Below are 17,304 nucleotides of genomic sequence, written 5' to 3' on the forward strand. Positions count from 1 at the left end.
GTTCGATGGGCCGATCAGGCGAGGCGAGCGACCGGTGCGAAGTCCAGGGCGCCGTGGGTAGCCTGGCTCAGCATGGCGGATAGTTGGGCAACCTTGCGCTTGAGCTGGTCGCGCTCTGCCTTGATGTCGTGCAGTTCGTCACGGCGGATGGTGACATACAGCGTTTGCGGTTGTTTTGCGACGACTACGTTGCCCATGGCGCACCTCGAGATGGTGGATCACTACGTTAAGGATGTACCGTAAGGGCTGTTCCCCGCCGGGTTACTTCCTTGATCGGCTCCGATTCTGAATTCTTTAGAGCGATTTGGGAACTTTTTTATTTGAGGTTGTCGCCGCCGTCGGCAGGTAAATGGCGCCAAACCCCCGTCGCACGTGGCTTTGAGCCACCTTGCCGCTGGTCGGGAACTTTTAGCGGGGAACTGGAAACCTTCCCATTGCGCTTCGGACTAACCTTCAGCGGCGGCCTGCTATAAGCTGTAACGGCTTTTCTTACATTTTTTGGAGTTACCGGCATGCAATTGGGAATCGTGGGACTGGGTCGCATGGGTGGAAATATTTCTAGACGCCTCATGCGCAACGGCCATGACACGGTGGTATATGACCGTAACGAGCAGGCAGTGCAGGCGCTGGTGCCGGAAGGCGCAAAGGGCGCTGAGAGCCTGGCCGACCTCGTCGCCTCACTCGATCGCCCACGGGCGGTATGGGTCATGCTACCCGCCGGAGCGCCCACTGAAGATACCATCAACGAGCTCGCTGCCTTGCTCGAGCCGGATGATGTGATCATCGATGGCGGTAACACGTTCTACAAGGACGACGCCCGCCGCGCCAAGGCATTGCTGGACAAGCAACTACATTACGTGGACGTAGGTACTTCCGGAGGCGTCTGGGGTCTGGACCGCGGGTACTGCATGATGATCGGCGCGGAGACGTCCATCTTCGAGCGCCTGGAGCCTTTATTCGAAACCCTGGCACCAGGTGTGGGAGAAATCCCTCGCACCAAGGGACGCGAAGCCGAGTACAGCCGCGCCGAGAAGGGCTATATCCACGCTGGTCCGGCTGGCGCCGGCCATTTCGTGAAGATGATTCACAACGGTATCGAATACGGGATGATGCAAGCCTTCGCGGAAGGTTTCGACATTCTCAAGACCAAGAACTCGGCTCAGTTGCCAGAGGATCAGCGGTACGATCTGAACCTGGCGGATATCGCCGAGGTGTGGCGTCGTGGCAGCGTGGTCTCCTCCTGGCTGCTGGACCTGACCGCCGACGCCCTCGCCGCCGACCCTGACCTGGCCGGTTATTCCGGTTCGGTTTCCGACAGTGGTGAAGGCCGCTGGACCATCGACGCCGCAGTTGAGCAGGCGGTTCCGGTGCCGGTGCTGGCCAGCTCGCTGTTCGCCCGATTCCGTTCGCGTCAGGAGGCCACCTATGGTGACAAGATGCTGTCGGCCATGCGCTTCGGCTTCGGTGGTCACGTGGAAGTGAAGAAGTAAGCCCTGCCACCGCGGCCCTGGCGGCGCGCCGGGGCCGTGGTGTAATGACGTTGCCCGCGCCATCCGGCCGCGCAGCGCCTGCCCATGACTGGAGACAGCTGCATGAAGCGAGGCAAGACCAAGGCCGAGCCGGCTTCGCCGGCAACCCTCTTTCTGTTCGGCGCCCATGGCGATCTCGTCAAGCGACTGCTGATGCCGGCGGTGTACAATCTGGCCCGTGACGGCTTGCTCGACCCGAACCTGCATATCGTGGGCGTCGACCATAATGAGGTGGGCGATGCCGAGTTCGCCCAGCGGCTGAGGGCATTCATCCTCGACCAGGCCCGCGCCAAGCAGCCGGACCATATTCTGGACGAAGCCAGCGTGATCGATCCCACGGTATGGGGCCCCCTGGCTGAACGGATCAGCTACGTGACCGGGGATTTCACCAACGACGATACCTACCAAGCCATCGCCCGCACGCTGCAGGCCAATGGCACCGGTAATGCTGTGTTCTACCTGGCCACGTCGCCTCGTTTCTTTACCGAAGTGGCCTTGCGGCTCAATCGTGCCGGCTTGCTGACCGAGCATGCCAACGGGTTTCGTCGAGTGGTCGTGGAAAAACCGTTCGGCTCCGACCTGGCCAGCGCCGAAGCCTTGAATCATCAGCTCCTGGAATTGATGAGCGAACGGCAGATCTACCGCATCGACCACTACCTGGGCAAGGAGACGGTCCAGAACATTCTGGTCAACCGGTTCTCCAATGGAATCTTCGAAGCCTTCTGGAACAACCATTACATCGACCATGTGCAGATCACGGCCGCCGAAGCCGTGGGCGTGGAAACCCGTGGCAATTTCTATGACCAGGTAGGCGCGTTGCGCGACATGGTTCCCAATCATCTCTTCCAACTGCTGGCCATGGTTGCCATGGAACCGCCCGCGGCCTTCGGCGCCGACGCCGTGCGAAGCGAGAAGGCCAAGGTGGTCGGCGCAATCCGGCCCTGGACACCAGAAGAGGCGATGGCCAACTCGGTGCGTGCTCAATACGTGGCGAATTCCGAGGGCACCAAGGGCTATCGGGAAGAGGACCGGGTAGACCCGGACAGTGAAACGGAAACCTACGTAGCCCTTAAGGTGATGATCGACAATTGGCGCTGGATGGGCGTGCCGTTCTACCTGCGTACCGGCAAGCGGCTGACGGTGCGTGACACCCAGATCGCCATTTGCTTCAAGCCGGCGCCCTATGCCCAGTTCCGTGACACCAGCGTGGACGACATCAAGCCCAATTTCCTCAACATCCAGATCCAGCCGGACGAAGGCATGTGGTTCGACCTGCAGGCCAAGCGTCCCGGGCCTGCCTTGGTCATCGATAACGTAAAGCTTGGCTTCGCCTATAAGGATTTCTTCCAGATGCAGCCCTCCACCGGCTACGAGACGCTGCTCTACGACTGCTTCATCGGCGACCAGACCCTGTTCCAGCGCGCCGACAATATCGAGAACGGCTGGCGCGCGGTGCAACCTTTCCTGGATGCCTGGAGAGAGCAGAGGGCGTCGCTGGCCCAATACTCGGCCGGGAGCGACGGCCCGGCTGAGGCCGATGAACTGCTTACGCGTGATGGCCGCGCCTGGCATACCCTGGGATGAGCGCGCCCATCAGGTTTGCCTTGAGCGACATGGACGGCACCTTGCTGCGGCCAGACCACCAGTTGGCGGGGCCAGTCATCGAGGCGGTCCAGCGGCTGCAGGCTAGGGGCGTACGTTTCAGCCTCGCCAGTAGTCGGCCGCCCCGTGCCATGCTGGAGCAAGCGCGCTTGCTCGGCATCAACGCGCCTATCGCGGGCTTCAACGGCGGGCGGCTGGTATATCCGGATGGTCGCCTGCTGGAGGCCTACCCCCTGGCCCCGGCGGCAGCCAGGGCGGCATTGACCTTCCTGGCCAGGTACCCGGTCGATATCTGGGTGTTCGCTGACGAGCAATGGCTACTCAAGGACTTCTCGGCGGCCCACGTGCCGACCGAGCGACATGCCTTGGGTTTCGACGCTACCTTGGTGCTCGACTTCGCCCCCTATCTTGACCGGGTGGACAAGATAGTCGCTACCACTGACGATCATGCCTTGCTCGCCCGCCTCGAGGACGAGTTGCAGCCTCGGCTCGCCGATCAGGCCCATGCCGCGCGATCCCAACCGTATTACCTGGATATCACCTCCATCGAAGCTGACAAGGGCAAGGCCTTGACCCGTCTGGCCCGACATCTAGATGTGCCGTTGAGCCAGACTGCCGCACTGGGCGACGGCCATAACGACATGGCGATGTTCGCGGTGGCGGGCCTGGCCATAGCCATGGGCCAGGCCAGCGCCGAGGTCAAGGCGGCGGCCGACGTGGTCACCGGCAGCAATGCCGAGGATGGCGTCGCTTTCGCCATCGAGCGATATCTGCTTTCCTGTGACGCGCTATGACCGCACCAGCGCCGGTTGCTATAGTCCTGGTTCATAACGACAGAGAGCAGGCGATGAGTTCATACAGCGCGTTTCTCATGGAGCGGCGGGGCAGCGTGGCCCATGTGCAGATCAACTGGCCGGAAAAGCGCAACGCCATGAACGCGGCCTTCTGGCTCGAGGTTCAGGCCCTCTTCACTGAGCTGGATGCTGACGAGAGTGTGCGCGCGATCGTGCTCAGCGGTGCCGGCGCCCACTTCAGCGCCGGTATCGATCTGGCGATGCTCGCCCAGGTAGCCAGCGAGCTGGGACCGGACGTGGGTCGTAATGCCCGCTTGCTGCGCCGCAAGATACTGGCTCTGCAAGAGGCGCTGACCTGTATCGAACGCTGCGCCAAGCCGGTGCTGGTGGCGGTGCAGGGCCATTGCATCGGAGGCGCGGTGGACTTGATCGCCACTTGCGATATGCGCTATTGCAATGCCGATGCCAGGTTTTCCATCAAGGAAGTAGACATGGGCATGGCCGCCGACGTGGGCACCTTGCAACGACTGCCTCGGCTGATCGGCGATGGCTTGCTTCGTGAGCTGGCTTACACAGGGCGGGAAATGGATGCGACCGAAGCGCTGCGCGTGGGCCTGGTCAACCGGGTATTCGACAGTCCGGAGGCACTGCTGGAGGGTGTGTTCGAACTGGCTACCCAGATCGCTGACAAATCCCCGCTGGCAGTGAGCGGCACCAAGCGCATGCTCGGCTATATGCGTGATCATTCGGTGGCCGACGGCCTGGAATACATTGCTACCTGGAACGCGGCCATGCTGCAGGCGCCGGACCTGCGCATCGCCCTGGCGGCCGCCATGAGCAAACAGACGCCGCGTTTCGAAGACTGAACGCGGCCTTGCCAAGCAGGGATCGAAAAATGCCTCACCAGTGGATCACCGCCGTACTGGATACCGCGCCAACCGGGGGCTGGGCGATCGCCCACAGCCCGCAAGGCTTCATGTTCGACAGCCAGGGCGTGCTCTTCGCCCGGGATTGGCTCAAGGGCCTGGGCTTGCCCATCCTGTTCGAACATGGCATTGGTCGGCTTGACGGACAGCCGGTCTACCTGATCGAGTTCGAAGGGCCAGTGACCCTTGAAAACTGTCAATGGCAGGGGCTGCGCCAGTTCATGCTACAGGCCGACTTCGAGCATTACCGGGTGTTGGCCTACGCCGCGCAGATCGGCACCTGGGCGCGGGAGCACCGATTCTGTGGGAGCTGTGGCAAAGCCATGGTGCAAGTGCCGGGGGAGCGGGCGATGCACTGCGACCGCTGCGACCTGCGCAACTACCCGCGGATTTCGCCGAGCATGATTGTGCTTATCACCCGCGGTGACGAGGTATTGCTGGCGCGCTCGCCACGCTTCGTCAGCGGCATGTATAGCACCCTGGCCGGTTTTGCCGAGCCAGGCGAGTCCGCTGAAGAGTGCGTGGTCCGGGAAGTCCGTGAGGAAGTAAGCCTGGAAGTGCGCAACATCCAGTACAGAGGTAGCCAATGCTGGCCGTTTCCCCATTCCATGATGCTGGGCTTTCATGCTGAGTACGCCAGCGGCGAGATCGTCCCCCAGGCCGACGAGATCGAAGACGCTCGTTGGTTCTCAGTCCACGCGCTGCCGCCGCTGCCCGCGCCGCGCTCGATCGCTCGCTACCTGATCGATCTTTATGTAGCCCGGCGCCTAGGCCTGCCCGAACCAGTGCTGCCAGGCTAGGCGGACCGTCAGCGCCAGGACGACGCAAATGAAGACTGGACGGATAAAGCCCGCGCCGCCGTTGATGGCGGTGCGCGCGCCAAGGAAGGCGCCCACCATCAGGCTGCTGCCCATCGTCAGGCCGATGATCCAGTCCACTTGCCCGGAGAGAATGAAGACGACCAGTGCGGCGGCGTTGCTGACGAAGTTCATGCTGCGCGCCACGCCGCTGGCCTTGACCAGGTCGATAGGGTAGAGCAGCAGACTGCTGACGGTCCAGAACGCCCCCGTGCCCGGCCCGGCCACGCCATCGTAGAAGCCCAGGGTAAGCCCCTGAGGGGCCTGCCAGCGGCGGGGGATCGGCGCGTTGCTATCCAGAGGCGCCTTGGGCGTGCCGCCGAACAGCAGGTAGAGGCCACAGGCAAACACGATTACCGGCAGCATCTTGTTGAGCCACTCGGCGGGCAGGTAATGCGCCACCACCGCGCCGATGAGCGAGCCGGCCCCGGTACATATCAGGGCGTGGCGCCATTGGCTCGGATTGAAGAGCTTGCGCCGGTAATAAGTGAAGCTGGCCGTGGCCGAGCCGAAGGTAGAGCTGAGCTTGTTCGTGCCCAGCACCAGGTGCGGCGGCAAGCCTGCGGTGAGCAGGGCCGGGGTGGTGAGCAAGCCGCCTCCGCCGGCGATGGCGTCGATGAAACCGGCCAGGAATGCGACCGCGGCGAGGATGGCCAGGGTGGTTGGGGCAACGCTGAGATCGAAGGGCATGGCACACGAGCGAGGCTGGAAAGAGAGGCGCATTCTAACTGGCCTCGCCCTTGGCTGCTCGTTCGCCGTTACGCCTGAACGAGCGGTGAGCCAAAGCCTTCTTCAGGCGAGATAGCCGCCATCGACGTTCAACGCTGTTCCGGTGGTATAGCTCGAGGCCGCGCTGGCCAGGTAGAGCACGGCCCCGGCCATCTCGCTCGGTTCGGCGACCCGGCCCAAAGGGATTTGCCGCAGGGCCTGAGCCAGGATCTTCTCGTTGTTCACCAGAGCCGAAGCGAATCGGGTGTCCGTCAGGCCCGGCAGCAACGCATTGCAGCGGATGCCAAGGGCCGCGCATTCCTTGGCGAAGACCTTGGTCATGCTGATTACCGCGGCCTTGGTCATGGAGTACACGCCCTGAAGGGCGCCGGGGGACACCCCGTTGATGGATGCTACGTTGATGATGCTGCCGCCGCCTTGTTCGCGCATGAGCCTGCCGGCTTCCACGGACATGAAGAAGTAGCCGCGTATGTTGACATCCACGGTCTTCTGGAACGCGGCTGAGTCCGTGTCCAGCACGTGGCCGAACTGGGGGTTGGTGGCGGCGTTGTTCACCAGGATGTCGAGGCGGCCGAACCGCTCGCGCAGCGCCGCGAAGGTAGCCTGGATCTGTTCAGGCTCGCCGATATGGCAGGCCATGGCGGTGGCTTGCCCGCCACTGGCAAGGATGCTGTCGGCCACGGCCTGGCAGCCTTCGAGCTTGCGGCTGGAGACGATCACATGGGCGCCTTGCTGGGCGAGCAAGCGTGCAATGGCTTCACCGATTCCACGGCTGGCCCCGGAAACGAAGGCGATTTTATCGGTCAGGTCGAACAGATCAGTGGACATGTAACCTCCTGTCAAAGGGTAGAGCGATCCAGGACACGTAGGCTCATCTGCTCGAGCAGCGCGTTCATGGCGGCGAATTGGGCGAAGCGTGGATCGCGAGTCTGCCCGTGGTAGAAGCGGTAGTAGATCTGCTGGATGATCCCGGCCAGGCGGAACAGGCCTTGCACATAGTAGAAATCGAAGTTGGCGACTGCGATGCCCGAACGCTCTGCGTAATAGGCCACCATCTCGGCCCGGGTCAACATGCCTGGCGCGTTGCTCGGCTGGCGCCGGGTCAGTTGTACAGGCGCGGGGTCCGTGGCTTCTACCCAGTACGCCAGGCAGTTGCCCAGGTCCATCAGTGGGTCGCCAAGGGTGGCCAGCTCCCAGTCCAGCACGCCACTGATCCGAGTAGGCGCCGCTGGGTCAAGAATGACGTTGTCAAGCCGGTAGTCGTTGTGGATGAGGCTGGCCCGACCGCTGTCTTCAGGCAGCTTTTCACGCAGCCAGGCGATGACGCGTTCCCATGTCGGTACATCAGGGGTAAGGGCGTTGGCGTAGCGCTCGCTCCAGCCCTCGACTTGTCGGCGCGCGTAGCCTTCGGGGCGGCCCAGATCCTCGAGGCCGCAGGCTTGGTAGTCCACCTGGTGCAGCTCTACCAGCCGGTCCACGAAGCTGAGGCAGAGTTCGCGGGTTTGTGCCGGCCCCAGGTCAAGCGCGGCGGGGATATCCTTGCGCAGGATCACGCCTCGCAAACGTTCCATGACATAGAACTGGGCGCCGATGATGCTTTGGTCGGTACACAGCAGCACGGGGCGTGGGCAATAGGGGAAGTGTCGGCTAAGTTTGTCCAGGATGCGATACTCGCGAGCCATGTCATGGGCCGAGCGTGCCTTTTGCCCGAAGGGGGGGCGGCGCAGTACCAGTTCTCGATCCGGATAGGCCAGCAGGTAGGTCAGGTTGGAGGCCCCGCCCGGGAACTGCTCGATGGCAAGGCTGCCGCTGAGGCTCGGCAGGTGCGCTTTCAGGCAAGCGTCTACCGCCTGGGCGTCAAGTTCTTCACCTTCACGCAAACGAATGGTCTGGTCGCTGATCGTCATCGCGTCCCCCGCGCTGGTAGCTCTTGGCTGGGCAGCCTAATGGCATGGTCAATGAGGGGCAAGGTTAGCAGGGACGTTATCAGTGGGGGTGTTGGCGGGGTATAGGCATAACCTTGGCGCGAGTTCGACAACGTCTCCGAGTAGCTGGCGTGGCCAGGCGAGATCCAGGCTTTCAGGAATGCTCGCAAGGAGGCGAGCGTGCTCGGTAATGTCTTGCCGCCAGGGCATACGTCGGCCGTCTGGCTTTGAATTGAGCCCTTCCTATTGCTGCTTCCCCGTCGCGCCCGTAGACTGCCGCCCCTCATTTGACTTCACCCGCCGCCTAGCGTAACCACGCGGCCGGCCCGATCCGTCTCATCAGGTTTATCGAGATATCAATGACGAAGGAAAAGTTGCTGGCCATGCCGGCCGATGACTACATGAATGCCGAACAGCACGCTTATTTCACCAAGCTGCTCCAGGCCATGAAGGTCGAAACCCAGGCGCGCATCGACGAAAGCCGGTCAGCCATTGAAAGCCTGGATTCCCCGGCCGACCCGGCTGACGCCGCCTCCGTGGAAGAGGAGCGCCACTGGCTGGTCAACGCCATCGAGCGCGATCAGCGTTTGCTGCCTCAATTGGAGCAGGCCCTGGGGCGTATCGCCGAAGACACTTTCGGCTGGTGCGAAGACAGCGGCGAGCCCATCGGCTTGAAGCGCTTGCTGATCAGCCCCACGACCAAATACTGCATCGAGGCCCAGGAGCGGCACGAGCAGATCGACCGCCATCAGCGTCAGGCCTGAGGTCGCCTGGCACAGGGCGGCTCGACGATGCGAAGCCGCCCCGGGCCAGTTGCCGTCACGCTGTCGTCCGGGGAGCATCCCCTTGGAGGCAGCCCTCGGCGTCAACTGGCTTGCTGGTTGGCATCATGGTGCAAACGGGTATTGAGTTCATCGACCCAGGGCGCTTCCTCGCCGTCCGCCATGATGGCCTCCTTCAGGAAGCTGGCCTGGGCCTGGCTCCAGAAGGGCGCTTCGGACACTTTCACATCGCCTGGCAGTTGATGCTCGTCGATGAACCGGTCGATTTCCTCGGCGCTTGTGTCAAGGCCCAGTTGAGCGAACAGGCTTTCCAGGTCGTGATGCACATCTTCCATTTCAGGCTCCCATTAAAAGCTTGGTGATCATTGTGGTGTCGCTGGATTGGAACCCATCTCCCGGAAGGGAGTTCGCGCGGGGGGCTGTGATTTGTCCAGATTTTCCAAAAGGGCTTTTCTTCGCCGGGCCTTTTGGATGAGAATCGACGTTACCGGCTGTAATGTTTTTCAGAGGCAATCCGCTCGTGGTTGCGCTCCGTATGCCGGATCATTTCATTCAGACCAGCGCTTGTCCCGCTCCTTGTGCTTCAGGCCATAGGCCCTGCTGGGACCGGGGCGACCGGTTCTTTCATCTGGTTGAGGATCTTTCGTTGGCCGTCAGCAATCTGGATATGCATGCGCTCTTTGTACTGGGCGACTTGCGCGCTAAGTTAGTCAAGTTATTTCAATCACGCTTCGTGTATATCACCGAACAATCCGCGGACAGTCTGTACATGGCGGAAATCGACACCGAAGTAGCCCTGGTGGTAGATGACAAGCCGGGGTTGCAGTTAAAGGTGGGTGACCATTTCCGCGCCGCGGTATTGCCCAGTCGCGAAGGCGGGAAATTCGAAATCAAGTTTCGTGACCTGAAGTTCACCATCTACGGCCTGGGGGAGTATGCCTTCGTGGATACTCCCTCTGGCAGTGGCGTTGTCTTTCGCCAAGGGCAAAGTGTCATGCTGGTTTTCGCGGCCAACGAGCAACTGGTGGGCGGATTGACCCGGCCGTTGAAGGCTGCGGTCGCCAAGGCAGCCAAATGGCGTGCCGGCGAACTGCAGTTCAAGGCCAGCGAACAGTAGCGCCGATTGGCGGCGCTTCGACTAGGCTTGAGGCTCCAATCCGCGGAAGCGACGAGGTGCTCAATGACTAAACGATGTTCATGGTGGCTTGGCCTCTGGGCGGCACTGGGCCTCAATGCTCTGGCCAGCGCCGCCGAACCGGTCCGCTTCGCTGACCTCAATTGGGAAAGCGGCAGCTTGATCACCGAACTGCTTAGGTACGTGGTGGAAAAAGGCTACGGCCTGCCCACTGAAACCGCACCGGGTACGACGGTGACGTTGGAAGCCGCGCTCGCTCGCAATGATATCCAGGTCATTGGCGAAGAATGGGCCGGTCGCAGTCCAGTCTGGAACAAGGCCGAAGCCGCTGGTCAGGTGCAAGGGCTGGGCGACATCGTAAAGGGGGCGACCGAGGGCTGGTGGGTGCCTGACTATGTGATCAAGGGCGACCCTAAGCGTGGCATCGAAGCCAAGGCGCCTGGCCTGAAAAGCGTCGCTGACCTGCCGCGTTACAAAGATGTTTTCCGCGATCCGGAAAGCCCGGACAAGGGGCGCTTCCTCAACAGCCCTATCGGCTGGACGTCCGAGGTGGTCAATGGACAGAAGCTCAAGGCCTACGGTCTGGTTGACAGTTTCAGCAATTTCCGGGCGGGATCGGGCGCCGCTCTTGACGCGGAAATCACTTCGGCAGTGAAGCGGGGCGAGCCGGTGCTTTTCTACTACTGGAGCCCGACGCCCTTGCTGGGCCGCTATGATTTCATCCAGCTTCAGGAGCCGCCTTTCGACGCCGAGGCCTGGAAGACACTGACCGATCCTGATAATCCCGCCCCTCGACCCACCCGTTCTCTCGCATCCAGGCTTTCCATCGGCGTATCCAGCGCCTTCGCCCGTGAACATGCCGAGGTCGCTGGCTTCTTTGCGAAGGTCGAACTGCCCATCGAGCCGCTCAACCAGGCCCTTGCACGCATGAGCGAAAAGCGTCTGGAGCCACGGGACGTGGCGTTGGGGCTATTGCGCGAGCATCCTGAATGGCTTCGCGCCTGGCTACCAGCACCGGTAGCCGAGAAGGTTCAGGCCAGTCTCTGAACGGACACGCGCCAGGGCGAAGGGTATCCCCCATGCCCTACTGGCCGGCGGGCCTTGGCTGCCTCCCGTCGACCGGCCGAGACCGCCCTCGGGTAGCAGGCACCAGGGCGGGCGGACGGCAGTGAGGTCAGGAATAGACCGCTGAGTGGTGCGGGTAGTTCTCCAGGCGCGAACCCACGATCATTTCGCTGACCCAGCCACCCAGAAGGGTGCTGTATGCCTTTTGCCAGGCCTCCTGGGTCAGGCCATGGTCAGCACCGTCGATGATCCGATGGGTCAGCGAGTGAGCGCCAACGAACGCCGACCGGTAGCTCATCACGGTTTCATGGGGTACATAGTCATCGTGTTGGGACTCGACCAAGAGCACATCGCCTGCGAATTCCGCGCAGGCGGCCAGGGCGCGGTTGTCGGCTGGGGTATGAAGGGTGCGGCGATAGTGTGCCAGGCCTTCTCGATTCAACGCCGCCTTGGGCAGCTCCCAGTCCTTGTCCCAGTACAGCGCCGGAACCCGCAGGGCCAGCCAGCGCACTCGACGTTGCGCGGTGAGCAGTGCAGCGAGGTATCCCCCATAGCTGCTACCGACCACCGCGATGGACTCGGGGTCTACATCGGGATGGCTGACGAGCCGGTCATAGGCAGTCAGCACATCGGTCAGGCTTTGCTCACGGTTGACCGTCTGGCGTTGATCCTCTGTCCTGGCGTGACCGCGCAGGTCGAAGGTGAGGCAGACGCAGCCCAGCCCTGTGATGCTTTTCGCGCGCCCGAGGTCGCGTTGCTGGCTGCCGCCCCAGCCATGGACGAACAGCACGCCTGGCAATTTCGGGCTGGGGCTGAGCAGGGTGCCGGCAATGGTCTGGCCTTGCACTGGCAGTTCGATGGGTTCACTGACTATCGCCATGGGTCTTTATCCGTGCGTATTTAAGAAGGCGGCCCACCTCGGGGTCATCGCCCTGGAAGAACAGCTCGGCATCCGTCGGGCAATGGGTGCCGCAGAATACCTCGTAAGTGCTGGCGTGTACCTGACGCAACTCAGGGTCACGATGAAATGCCCTCAGGGCTAGCAATTCGGCGCTGCTGGCACCACCCACGCGCCAGGATTGTTCGAGCACGCCGGTAAGCCGCTTGCCGTCATGGGCAAGCCCGGTGGCGATATCGTAGTTCCGACGAGACGCCATGAAACCCGGATAATGCTGTAGCACAGCGCCCTCATAGATACGTGCGCAGCACACGGCCTGTTTCTGTAATGGCTGCAACGGTAGGCTAAGGAGTGCCTCATAATCCCCCTTGTGAACGTTGAGGTCCGACCCGCCATAGACCCAGGCGCCGCCATGGTCCTGGGTCAGGCGCTGAGTGCCGACGTAGCTGGCTACCAACCCTGCGACCCGGACCTGACCCACACTGTAGGTTTCCACCTGGTCGAGGTTCTCTTCCAGAACCAGCCCCCATTCGGCCAATTCATCGTCAGCCATGGCCTCCAGCGCTATTTCCAGCGCGCCGCGGCTATCTATGACTTGTTGTCCCCGCCCGCCAGTGGCCCTTACCGGTTTGAGCCGCACTGGCCTGGCTACCAGGAACTGCTCCGCGGCTCGACGCGCGTCGGCTTTGCTGAATACCGTCCAGCCGGGGAGCAGGGCAGCGCCCGCTGTGTCAGCGAATCCGTGGGCCCAGGACGCCGGTGCCTGGCTACCTGGGAAAAGCGGGTGCGAGATGGCCTTCGTGGCGATGAAGGGGGTACTGACCCAGCCGCCGAAGAAGTCGGTTTCCGATGTGATGCCGAGGTCTTCGGCCATCGGCCCGGTCAGCGTGCGCGCTGGCAGGTAATAGGAATGCCGGCCAGCCATGGCATCCGCGGGCAATACCTGTGAAGGGGTTATGCCAAGGAGCTCGCAGAGTATGATGCCGAGTTTCTCATGGACTTGGCGCTCGTGCTCTGAAGTGGCGCGCTCTGAGGCGTGAAGTTGCACACAATCGAAGGGATGGGACGTGCTCATTCGCGCGGCCTCAGAAGGTTTTGCCCAAGGCTGGGGTCAGTGATTGTCTGTCCTCGGTAAACCGGGCGGGCATGTGCCTGGCCTGAGCTTTTCTCTCTGTGCCCGGTATGTCTTTGCCTGCATATCGGGCTTTGCTGGCTGCAGCCTGGTCCTTCTGCTTTTCGCCGTATTTCTCCTTGCTTGCGCTCGCCATGCTGTACCTCCTGCCACCTGGTTGAGATCAAGCTTCGGATGCCTGCCGTGAGCGGGCCTCTTTTTGTATGAAGAAGCCTTCGCCTGTTAGTTCAGCGCGATGTCGTCCCCGGCTTGCCCGAGTACGCGGGCTGCCGCATTATGATTCTTTGAGTGTCTAGTGGAGCTGCAATGACGCCTTCTTCCGTTTCTACGACCACCGTGCCTGCTCGCGTCGAGGCTGTTCGTGCTCTGCTGGAGCGCGAGCAGCTGGACGCGCTACTGGTCCCTTCGGCGGATCCTCATCTATCGGAATATCTGCCTCGCCATTGGCAAGTCCGCCGTTGGCTTTCCGGCTTCAACGGCTCGGTAGGAACGCTAGTGATCACCCCGACGTTCGCCGGCTTGTGGGCCGACAGTCGCTATTGGGAGCAGGCGGAGAAAGAACTCAATGGTACGGGCATCGTGCTGATGAAGCTTCAGCCCGGCGCGCCCGGGCCGCTGGACTGGCTGGCCGCACAGGTGCGCGAAGGCGGCGCCGTGGCGGTGGATGCTCGGGTCTTGGCGTTGCAGAGCGAGCGCACCCTCAAACAGAAACTGGCTGCCCGAGGCATCGCCCTGCGCGGGGAGCGAGACTGGATCGCTACCTTGTGGAGTGACCGTCCAGGCCTGCCCGGAGAGCCGGTGGTGGCTCACGAGCCTCCTTTCGCTACCGAGTCAGTGGCTGAAAAGCTGAGCCGGGTGCGCCAGGCCATGGCCGAGGCCGAGGCTGATGCCCACTTCATCGCCACGGTGGACGATATCGCCTGGCTATTCAACCTGCGCGGCAGCGACGTTAATTACAACCCGGTGTTTCTTTCCTACGCCTTGGTGACCGCCGAGCAAGTGGTGCTGTGGATAGGGGAAAACAAGGTACCGGCTTCATTGCAGGAGCAACTGCAGGCTCAGGGCGTGCAAGTCCGCCCTTATGAAGAGGTGCTGTCGGACCTTGCCAGGCTGCCGCCGACGACGCGTTTGCTACTGGACCCGGCACGGGTGACCGCTGGTGTGGTGGCCAGCGTTCCAGCGTCGGTGCGCTTCATCGAGCAGGTGAATCCCACTACGCTCTTCAAGGCTTGCAAGAGGGAAGCCGAACTTGACCATGTGCGTCGCGCAATGGAGCGAGATGGCGCGGCCTTGTGTGAGTTCTTCGCCTGGCTTGACTCGGCGCTGGGCCGGGAGCCTGTGACCGAAGTGACTATCGACGAGCGCCTGCTCGAGGCTCGCGCTCGGCAACCCGATTTCGTTTGCCCCAGTTTCGCTACCATCGCCGCTTTCGCGGCCAACGGCGCGCTGCCTCACTATCGGGCAACCGCCAAGGCTCACGCCGTGATCGAGGGCGATGGCCTGCTCTTGATCGACTCTGGCGGGCAATACCTGGGTGGTACCACTGACATCACCCGCATGGTTGCAGTAGGTAAGCTGAGTGAAGAACAAAAAGCTGACTGTACGCGGGTGCTGCAGGGCATGATTGCGCTCTCCCGGGCGCGCTTCCCCTCGGGCATCCTTTCGCCGTTGCTGGATGCTATCGCCCGGGCGCCCTTGTGGGCGGACAACATTGACTACGGTCACGGGACTGGCCATGGGGTGGGCTATTTCCTCAACGTACACGAAGGGCCTCAGGTTATCGCCTACCAGGCAGCGCCCGCACCGCAAACGGCCATGCGCGAAGGCATGATCACCTCCATCGAGCCCGGTACTTACCGTCCGGGTCGCTGGGGCGTGCGAATCGAGAATCTGGTTGCCACCACGGCAGCGGGGGAGGGGGAGTTCGGCAGCTTCCTGAAGTTCGAAACCCTTACCTTATGCCCCATAGATACGCGCTGCCTGCTGCTCCAGCGGCTGACCCAGGAGGAGCGAGCCTGGCTGAATGCTTATCACGCCGAGGTCAGGGCACGCCTGTCTCCCTTGGTTGACGGAAAAGTGCTGGACTGGCTGCATCACCGCACGCAAGCCGTGTAGCCGACTTCAATCCGCGGCCGCCGTCGCCGCGGGTTGCCGGGGTAAAGTGAGCGTAGCACCGGCGGATGCCGTGATGATCGCAGCGATGGCCATCCACTGGTTGAGTGCCAGCTTCTCGCCAAGGAAAAGCAAGCCGCTGAGCGCGCCTATGGCTGGCTCCAGGCTCATGAGAATACCGAACGTGCGTGCCGGCATGCGGGTGAGTGCCACCATCTCCAGGCTGTAGGGCAGGGCGGTGGACAGTATGGCCACTCCCAGGGCGGCCGGCAGGATGCCGGGATGCAGGAGCTCGCTTCCGGCGCTGTATATACCAAAGGGGGCAATGCAGATCGCTGCAATCGCAACACCCAGCGCGGCGGTCTGTATCCCGTGTGCTTCGCCTGCCTTCTGGCCGAAAAGAATATAGAGGGCCCAGCAGACGCCGGCGCCGAGTGCATACAGCGCCCCGGTAACATCTATGCCACCTGCTGAATGCACACCAGGCACCAGCAACACCATGCCGGCGATCGCCAGGCCGACCCAGCAGAAATCCACCTTGCGTCTGGAGGAAAACACCGCCACCGCCAGCGGGCCGGTGAACTCCAGTGCCACTGCGATTCCCAGCGGGACGGTGCGCAATGACATATAGAAGAGGAAGTTCATCAGCCCCAGGGAGATGCCATAGACCAGTACATGCCGAAGGTTGCGCAGCGTGATCCTGGTCTGCCATGGACGCAAGACCGCCAGCAGGATGAGCGCGGCGAAGATCAGGCGAACGGCGGTAGTGCCTGGCGCGCCAATGACCGGAAACAAGGACTTGGCCAAGGAAGCGCCAGATTGAATGGACGCCATGGCGATCAGCAGCAGGCCAATGGGGAACAGCAGGCCGCGCAGGGAAGTGGTGGACGTGGACATTATCGAACCAGAGGGTGGACGGCCTGCCATGATCACCGCTGATAACGTGGCGATCAATGAGGGTTTTCAACACGGCCTAAAATAAGTGTTGACGGCCTTCCGAAACCCCTTATAATGCGCCCCACTTCCAGCGACAACGGAACGGCAAACTCCTTGATAATCAACGAGTTAGCGGTTCAGGTAAGCAGGAAGTGGCTTCGATCTCCGGATCGAACGCGGTGAAAAAGGTGGTTGACAGCAGGTTGTAGTGCTGTAGAATTCGCCTCCCGCTTCGAGAGGTAAGTGAAGCGGTCAAGTGTTTGAAGTTGAACGAGAAATTCTGAAAACTTCCGAAATAAACGCTTGACACGATGCAGGGTTAGCGTAGAATGCGCGCCTCGGTTGAAGCGAACGGCTCAACCAACCGCTCTTTAACAAATGAATCAAGCAATTCGTGTGGGTGCTTGTGAGTTGGACTGATTGTCACAATGATTATCAGCATCACAAATACTCAGACGAGAATTCGAATGAGTGGCTTCCTTTTGGAAGCATTGCGATTGCTGAGCCAAGTTTAGGGTTTTCTCAAAACCCAAGCAGTATTGAACTGAAGAGTTTGATCATGGCTCAGATTGAACGCTGGCGGCAGGCCTAACACATGCAAGTCGAGCGGATGAAGGGAGCTTGCTCCCTGATTCAGCGGCGGACGGGTGAGTAATGCCTAGGAATCTGCCTATTAGTGGGGGACAACGTTTCGAAAGGAACGCTAATACCGCATACGTCCTACGGGAGAAAGCAGGGGACCTTCGGGCCTTGCGCTAATAGATGAGCCTAGGTCGGATTAGCTAGTTGGTGAGGTAATGGCTCACCAAGGCGACTATCAGTAAATGGTATGAGAGGATGATCAGTCAAACTGGAACTGTGACACGGTCCAGACTCCTACGG

Annotated in this window: 18 protein-coding genes and 1 rRNA gene; 10 read left to right on the forward strand and 9 right to left on the reverse strand. The window is 61.6% G+C overall.

All coding sequences use genetic code 11. From position 1 onward, the window contains the following. Positions 1 to 14: 14 nt before the first annotated feature. Entirely contained in the window at positions 15 to 197 is a 183-nt protein-coding gene (locus tag ACP691_RS12515) for a DUF6026 family protein (protein ID WP_040260597.1), read from the reverse strand. 315 nt (positions 198 to 512) lie between these two features. Between ACP691_RS12515 and gnd the strand changes: the two genes are divergently transcribed. From gnd to nudC, 5 genes are all read left to right on the forward strand, one after another. Next, entirely contained in the window at positions 513 to 1,490 is a 978-nt protein-coding gene (gnd, locus tag ACP691_RS12520) for a phosphogluconate dehydrogenase (NAD(+)-dependent, decarboxylating) (protein ID WP_426153970.1), read from the forward strand. Positions 1,491 to 1,592: 102 nt separating this feature from the next. Further along, positions 1,593 to 3,113 (forward strand): glucose-6-phosphate dehydrogenase, encoded by a 1,521-nt coding sequence (gene zwf, locus ACP691_RS12525; RefSeq protein WP_426153972.1) that lies wholly within the window; start codon positions 1,593 to 1,595, stop codon positions 3,111 to 3,113. Beyond that, complete coding sequence (locus tag ACP691_RS12530; RefSeq protein ID WP_426153974.1) at positions 3,110 to 3,925, forward strand: Cof-type HAD-IIB family hydrolase; 816 nt, start codon at positions 3,110 to 3,112, stop codon at positions 3,923 to 3,925. Before zwf ends, ACP691_RS12530 begins: the two co-directional genes overlap by 4 nt. 53 nt (positions 3,926 to 3,978) lie before the next feature. Next, positions 3,979 to 4,791: a crotonase/enoyl-CoA hydratase family protein gene (locus ACP691_RS12535; protein ID WP_426153976.1), complete on the forward strand. Its 813-nt coding sequence runs from the start codon at positions 3,979 to 3,981 to the stop codon at positions 4,789 to 4,791. A gap of 29 nt (positions 4,792 to 4,820) precedes the next feature. Then, entirely contained in the window at positions 4,821 to 5,651 is an 831-nt protein-coding gene (gene nudC, locus ACP691_RS12540; protein ID WP_426153978.1) for an NAD(+) diphosphatase, read from the forward strand. On the opposite strand, the gene ACP691_RS12545 is transcribed toward nudC, so the two are convergent. The 3 genes from ACP691_RS12545 to ACP691_RS12555 form a co-directional block, all read right to left on the reverse strand. After that, positions 5,619 to 6,398, reverse strand: coding sequence for a TSUP family transporter (locus ACP691_RS12545; protein WP_426154004.1), 780 nt, complete (start codon positions 6,396 to 6,398; stop codon positions 5,619 to 5,621). The two genes, nudC and ACP691_RS12545, sit on opposite strands and share 33 nt — an antisense overlap. A 102-nt stretch (positions 6,399 to 6,500) precedes the next feature. Then, positions 6,501 to 7,265 (reverse strand): SDR family oxidoreductase, encoded by a 765-nt coding sequence (locus tag ACP691_RS12550; protein ID WP_426153980.1) that lies wholly within the window; start codon positions 7,263 to 7,265, stop codon positions 6,501 to 6,503. 11 nt (positions 7,266 to 7,276) lie between these two features. After that, on the reverse strand, positions 7,277 to 8,344 hold the full coding sequence (locus ACP691_RS12555; RefSeq protein WP_426153982.1) for a phosphotransferase family protein: 1,068 nt from the start codon (positions 8,342 to 8,344) through the stop codon (positions 7,277 to 7,279). 377 nt (positions 8,345 to 8,721) lie between these two features. On the opposite strand from ACP691_RS12555, the gene ACP691_RS12560 reads away from it, so the two are divergent. Continuing rightward, positions 8,722 to 9,126 (forward strand): TraR/DksA family transcriptional regulator, encoded by a 405-nt coding sequence (locus ACP691_RS12560; protein WP_040260588.1) that lies wholly within the window; start codon positions 8,722 to 8,724, stop codon positions 9,124 to 9,126. Positions 9,127 to 9,227: 101 nt separating this feature from the next. Here the strand turns inward: ACP691_RS12560 and ACP691_RS12565 are convergent, their stop codons facing one another. Continuing rightward, on the reverse strand, positions 9,228 to 9,479 hold the full coding sequence (locus ACP691_RS12565) for a DUF2789 family protein (protein WP_426153984.1): 252 nt from the start codon (positions 9,477 to 9,479) through the stop codon (positions 9,228 to 9,230). 311 nt (positions 9,480 to 9,790) lie between these two features. On the opposite strand from ACP691_RS12565, the gene ACP691_RS12570 reads away from it, so the two are divergent. Together ACP691_RS12570 and ACP691_RS12575 are read left to right on the forward strand one after the other, a co-directional pair. After that, positions 9,791 to 10,261: a hypothetical protein gene (locus ACP691_RS12570; protein ID WP_426153986.1), complete on the forward strand. Its 471-nt coding sequence runs from the start codon at positions 9,791 to 9,793 to the stop codon at positions 10,259 to 10,261. A 63-nt stretch (positions 10,262 to 10,324) separates the two neighbouring features. Next, positions 10,325 to 11,326, forward strand: coding sequence for an ABC transporter substrate-binding protein (locus ACP691_RS12575; RefSeq protein WP_426153988.1), 1,002 nt, complete (start codon positions 10,325 to 10,327; stop codon positions 11,324 to 11,326). A 127-nt stretch (positions 11,327 to 11,453) separates the two neighbouring features. Here the strand turns inward: ACP691_RS12575 and ACP691_RS12580 are convergent, their stop codons facing one another. The 3 genes from ACP691_RS12580 to ACP691_RS12590 are packed head-to-tail and all read right to left on the reverse strand — an operon-like array spanning position 11,454 to position 13,510. Continuing rightward, positions 11,454 to 12,224, reverse strand: coding sequence for an alpha/beta hydrolase family protein (locus ACP691_RS12580; protein ID WP_426153990.1), 771 nt, complete (start codon positions 12,222 to 12,224; stop codon positions 11,454 to 11,456). Beyond that, on the reverse strand, positions 12,208 to 13,317 hold the full coding sequence (locus ACP691_RS12585; RefSeq protein WP_426153992.1) for a DUF3182 family protein: 1,110 nt from the start codon (positions 13,315 to 13,317) through the stop codon (positions 12,208 to 12,210). Before ACP691_RS12585 ends, ACP691_RS12580 begins: the two co-directional genes overlap by 17 nt. Before the next feature lie 10 nt (positions 13,318 to 13,327). Continuing rightward, on the reverse strand, positions 13,328 to 13,510 hold the full coding sequence (locus ACP691_RS12590; RefSeq protein WP_426153994.1) for a hypothetical protein: 183 nt from the start codon (positions 13,508 to 13,510) through the stop codon (positions 13,328 to 13,330). A 170-nt stretch (positions 13,511 to 13,680) separates the two neighbouring features. On the opposite strand from ACP691_RS12590, the gene ACP691_RS12595 reads away from it, so the two are divergent. Then, positions 13,681 to 15,489 (forward strand): aminopeptidase P family protein, encoded by a 1,809-nt coding sequence (locus ACP691_RS12595; RefSeq protein WP_426153996.1) that lies wholly within the window; start codon positions 13,681 to 13,683, stop codon positions 15,487 to 15,489. 6 nt (positions 15,490 to 15,495) lie between these two features. On the opposite strand, the gene rhtA is transcribed toward ACP691_RS12595, so the two are convergent. Further along, a complete protein-coding gene (gene rhtA / locus ACP691_RS12600; RefSeq protein WP_426153998.1) occupies positions 15,496 to 16,383 on the reverse strand; it encodes a threonine/homoserine exporter RhtA in 888 nt (295 codons plus the stop codon). A 580-nt stretch (positions 16,384 to 16,963) separates the two neighbouring features. Here rhtA and ACP691_RS12605 point away from each other — a divergent pair. Then, a 16S ribosomal RNA gene (locus ACP691_RS12605) occupies positions 16,964 to 17,304 on the forward strand; the annotation flags it as partial.

It is taken from the genome of Pseudomonas sp. DC3200b2, from assembly GCF_049895785.1.
Taxonomy (GTDB): Bacteria; Pseudomonadota; Gammaproteobacteria; order Pseudomonadales; family Pseudomonadaceae; genus Aquipseudomonas; species Aquipseudomonas massiliensis.

What these genes read in the sequence shown, in the direction of transcription:
- rhtA (WP_426153998.1), bottom strand. Translation starts at nt 16,383, where the DNA reads ATGTCCACGTCCACCACTTCCCTGCGCGGCCTGCTGTTCCCCATTGGC.
- ACP691_RS12560 (WP_040260588.1), top strand. Translation starts at nt 8,722, where the DNA reads ATGACGAAGGAAAAGTTGCTGGCCATGCCGGCCGATGACTACATGAAT.
- ACP691_RS12550 (WP_426153980.1), bottom strand. Translation starts at nt 7,265, where the DNA reads ATGTCCACTGATCTGTTCGACCTGACCGATAAAATCGCCTTCGTTTCC.
- nudC (WP_426153978.1), top strand. Translation starts at nt 4,821, where the DNA reads ATGCCTCACCAGTGGATCACCGCCGTACTGGATACCGCGCCAACCGGG.
- ACP691_RS12555 (WP_426153982.1), bottom strand. Translation starts at nt 8,344, where the DNA reads ATGACGATCAGCGACCAGACCATTCGTTTGCGTGAAGGTGAAGAACTT.
- ACP691_RS12530 (WP_426153974.1), top strand. Translation starts at nt 3,110, where the DNA reads ATGAGCGCGCCCATCAGGTTTGCCTTGAGCGACATGGACGGCACCTTG.
- ACP691_RS12565 (WP_426153984.1), bottom strand. Translation starts at nt 9,479, where the DNA reads ATGGAAGATGTGCATCACGACCTGGAAAGCCTGTTCGCTCAACTGGGC.
- ACP691_RS12545 (WP_426154004.1), bottom strand. Translation starts at nt 6,398, where the DNA reads ATGCCCTTCGATCTCAGCGTTGCCCCAACCACCCTGGCCATCCTCGCC.
- zwf (WP_426153972.1), top strand. Translation starts at nt 1,593, where the DNA reads ATGAAGCGAGGCAAGACCAAGGCCGAGCCGGCTTCGCCGGCAACCCTC.
- ACP691_RS12535 (WP_426153976.1), top strand. Translation starts at nt 3,979, where the DNA reads ATGAGTTCATACAGCGCGTTTCTCATGGAGCGGCGGGGCAGCGTGGCC.
- ACP691_RS12585 (WP_426153992.1), bottom strand. Translation starts at nt 13,317, where the DNA reads ATGAGCACGTCCCATCCCTTCGATTGTGTGCAACTTCACGCCTCAGAG.
- ACP691_RS12590 (WP_426153994.1), bottom strand. Translation starts at nt 13,510, where the DNA reads ATGGCGAGCGCAAGCAAGGAGAAATACGGCGAAAAGCAGAAGGACCAG.
- ACP691_RS12515 (WP_040260597.1), bottom strand. Translation starts at nt 197, where the DNA reads ATGGGCAACGTAGTCGTCGCAAAACAACCGCAAACGCTGTATGTCACC.
- ACP691_RS12595 (WP_426153996.1), top strand. Translation starts at nt 13,681, where the DNA reads ATGACGCCTTCTTCCGTTTCTACGACCACCGTGCCTGCTCGCGTCGAG.
- ACP691_RS12580 (WP_426153990.1), bottom strand. Translation starts at nt 12,224, where the DNA reads ATGGCGATAGTCAGTGAACCCATCGAACTGCCAGTGCAAGGCCAGACC.
- gnd (WP_426153970.1), top strand. Translation starts at nt 513, where the DNA reads ATGCAATTGGGAATCGTGGGACTGGGTCGCATGGGTGGAAATATTTCT.
- ACP691_RS12575 (WP_426153988.1), top strand. Translation starts at nt 10,325, where the DNA reads ATGACTAAACGATGTTCATGGTGGCTTGGCCTCTGGGCGGCACTGGGC.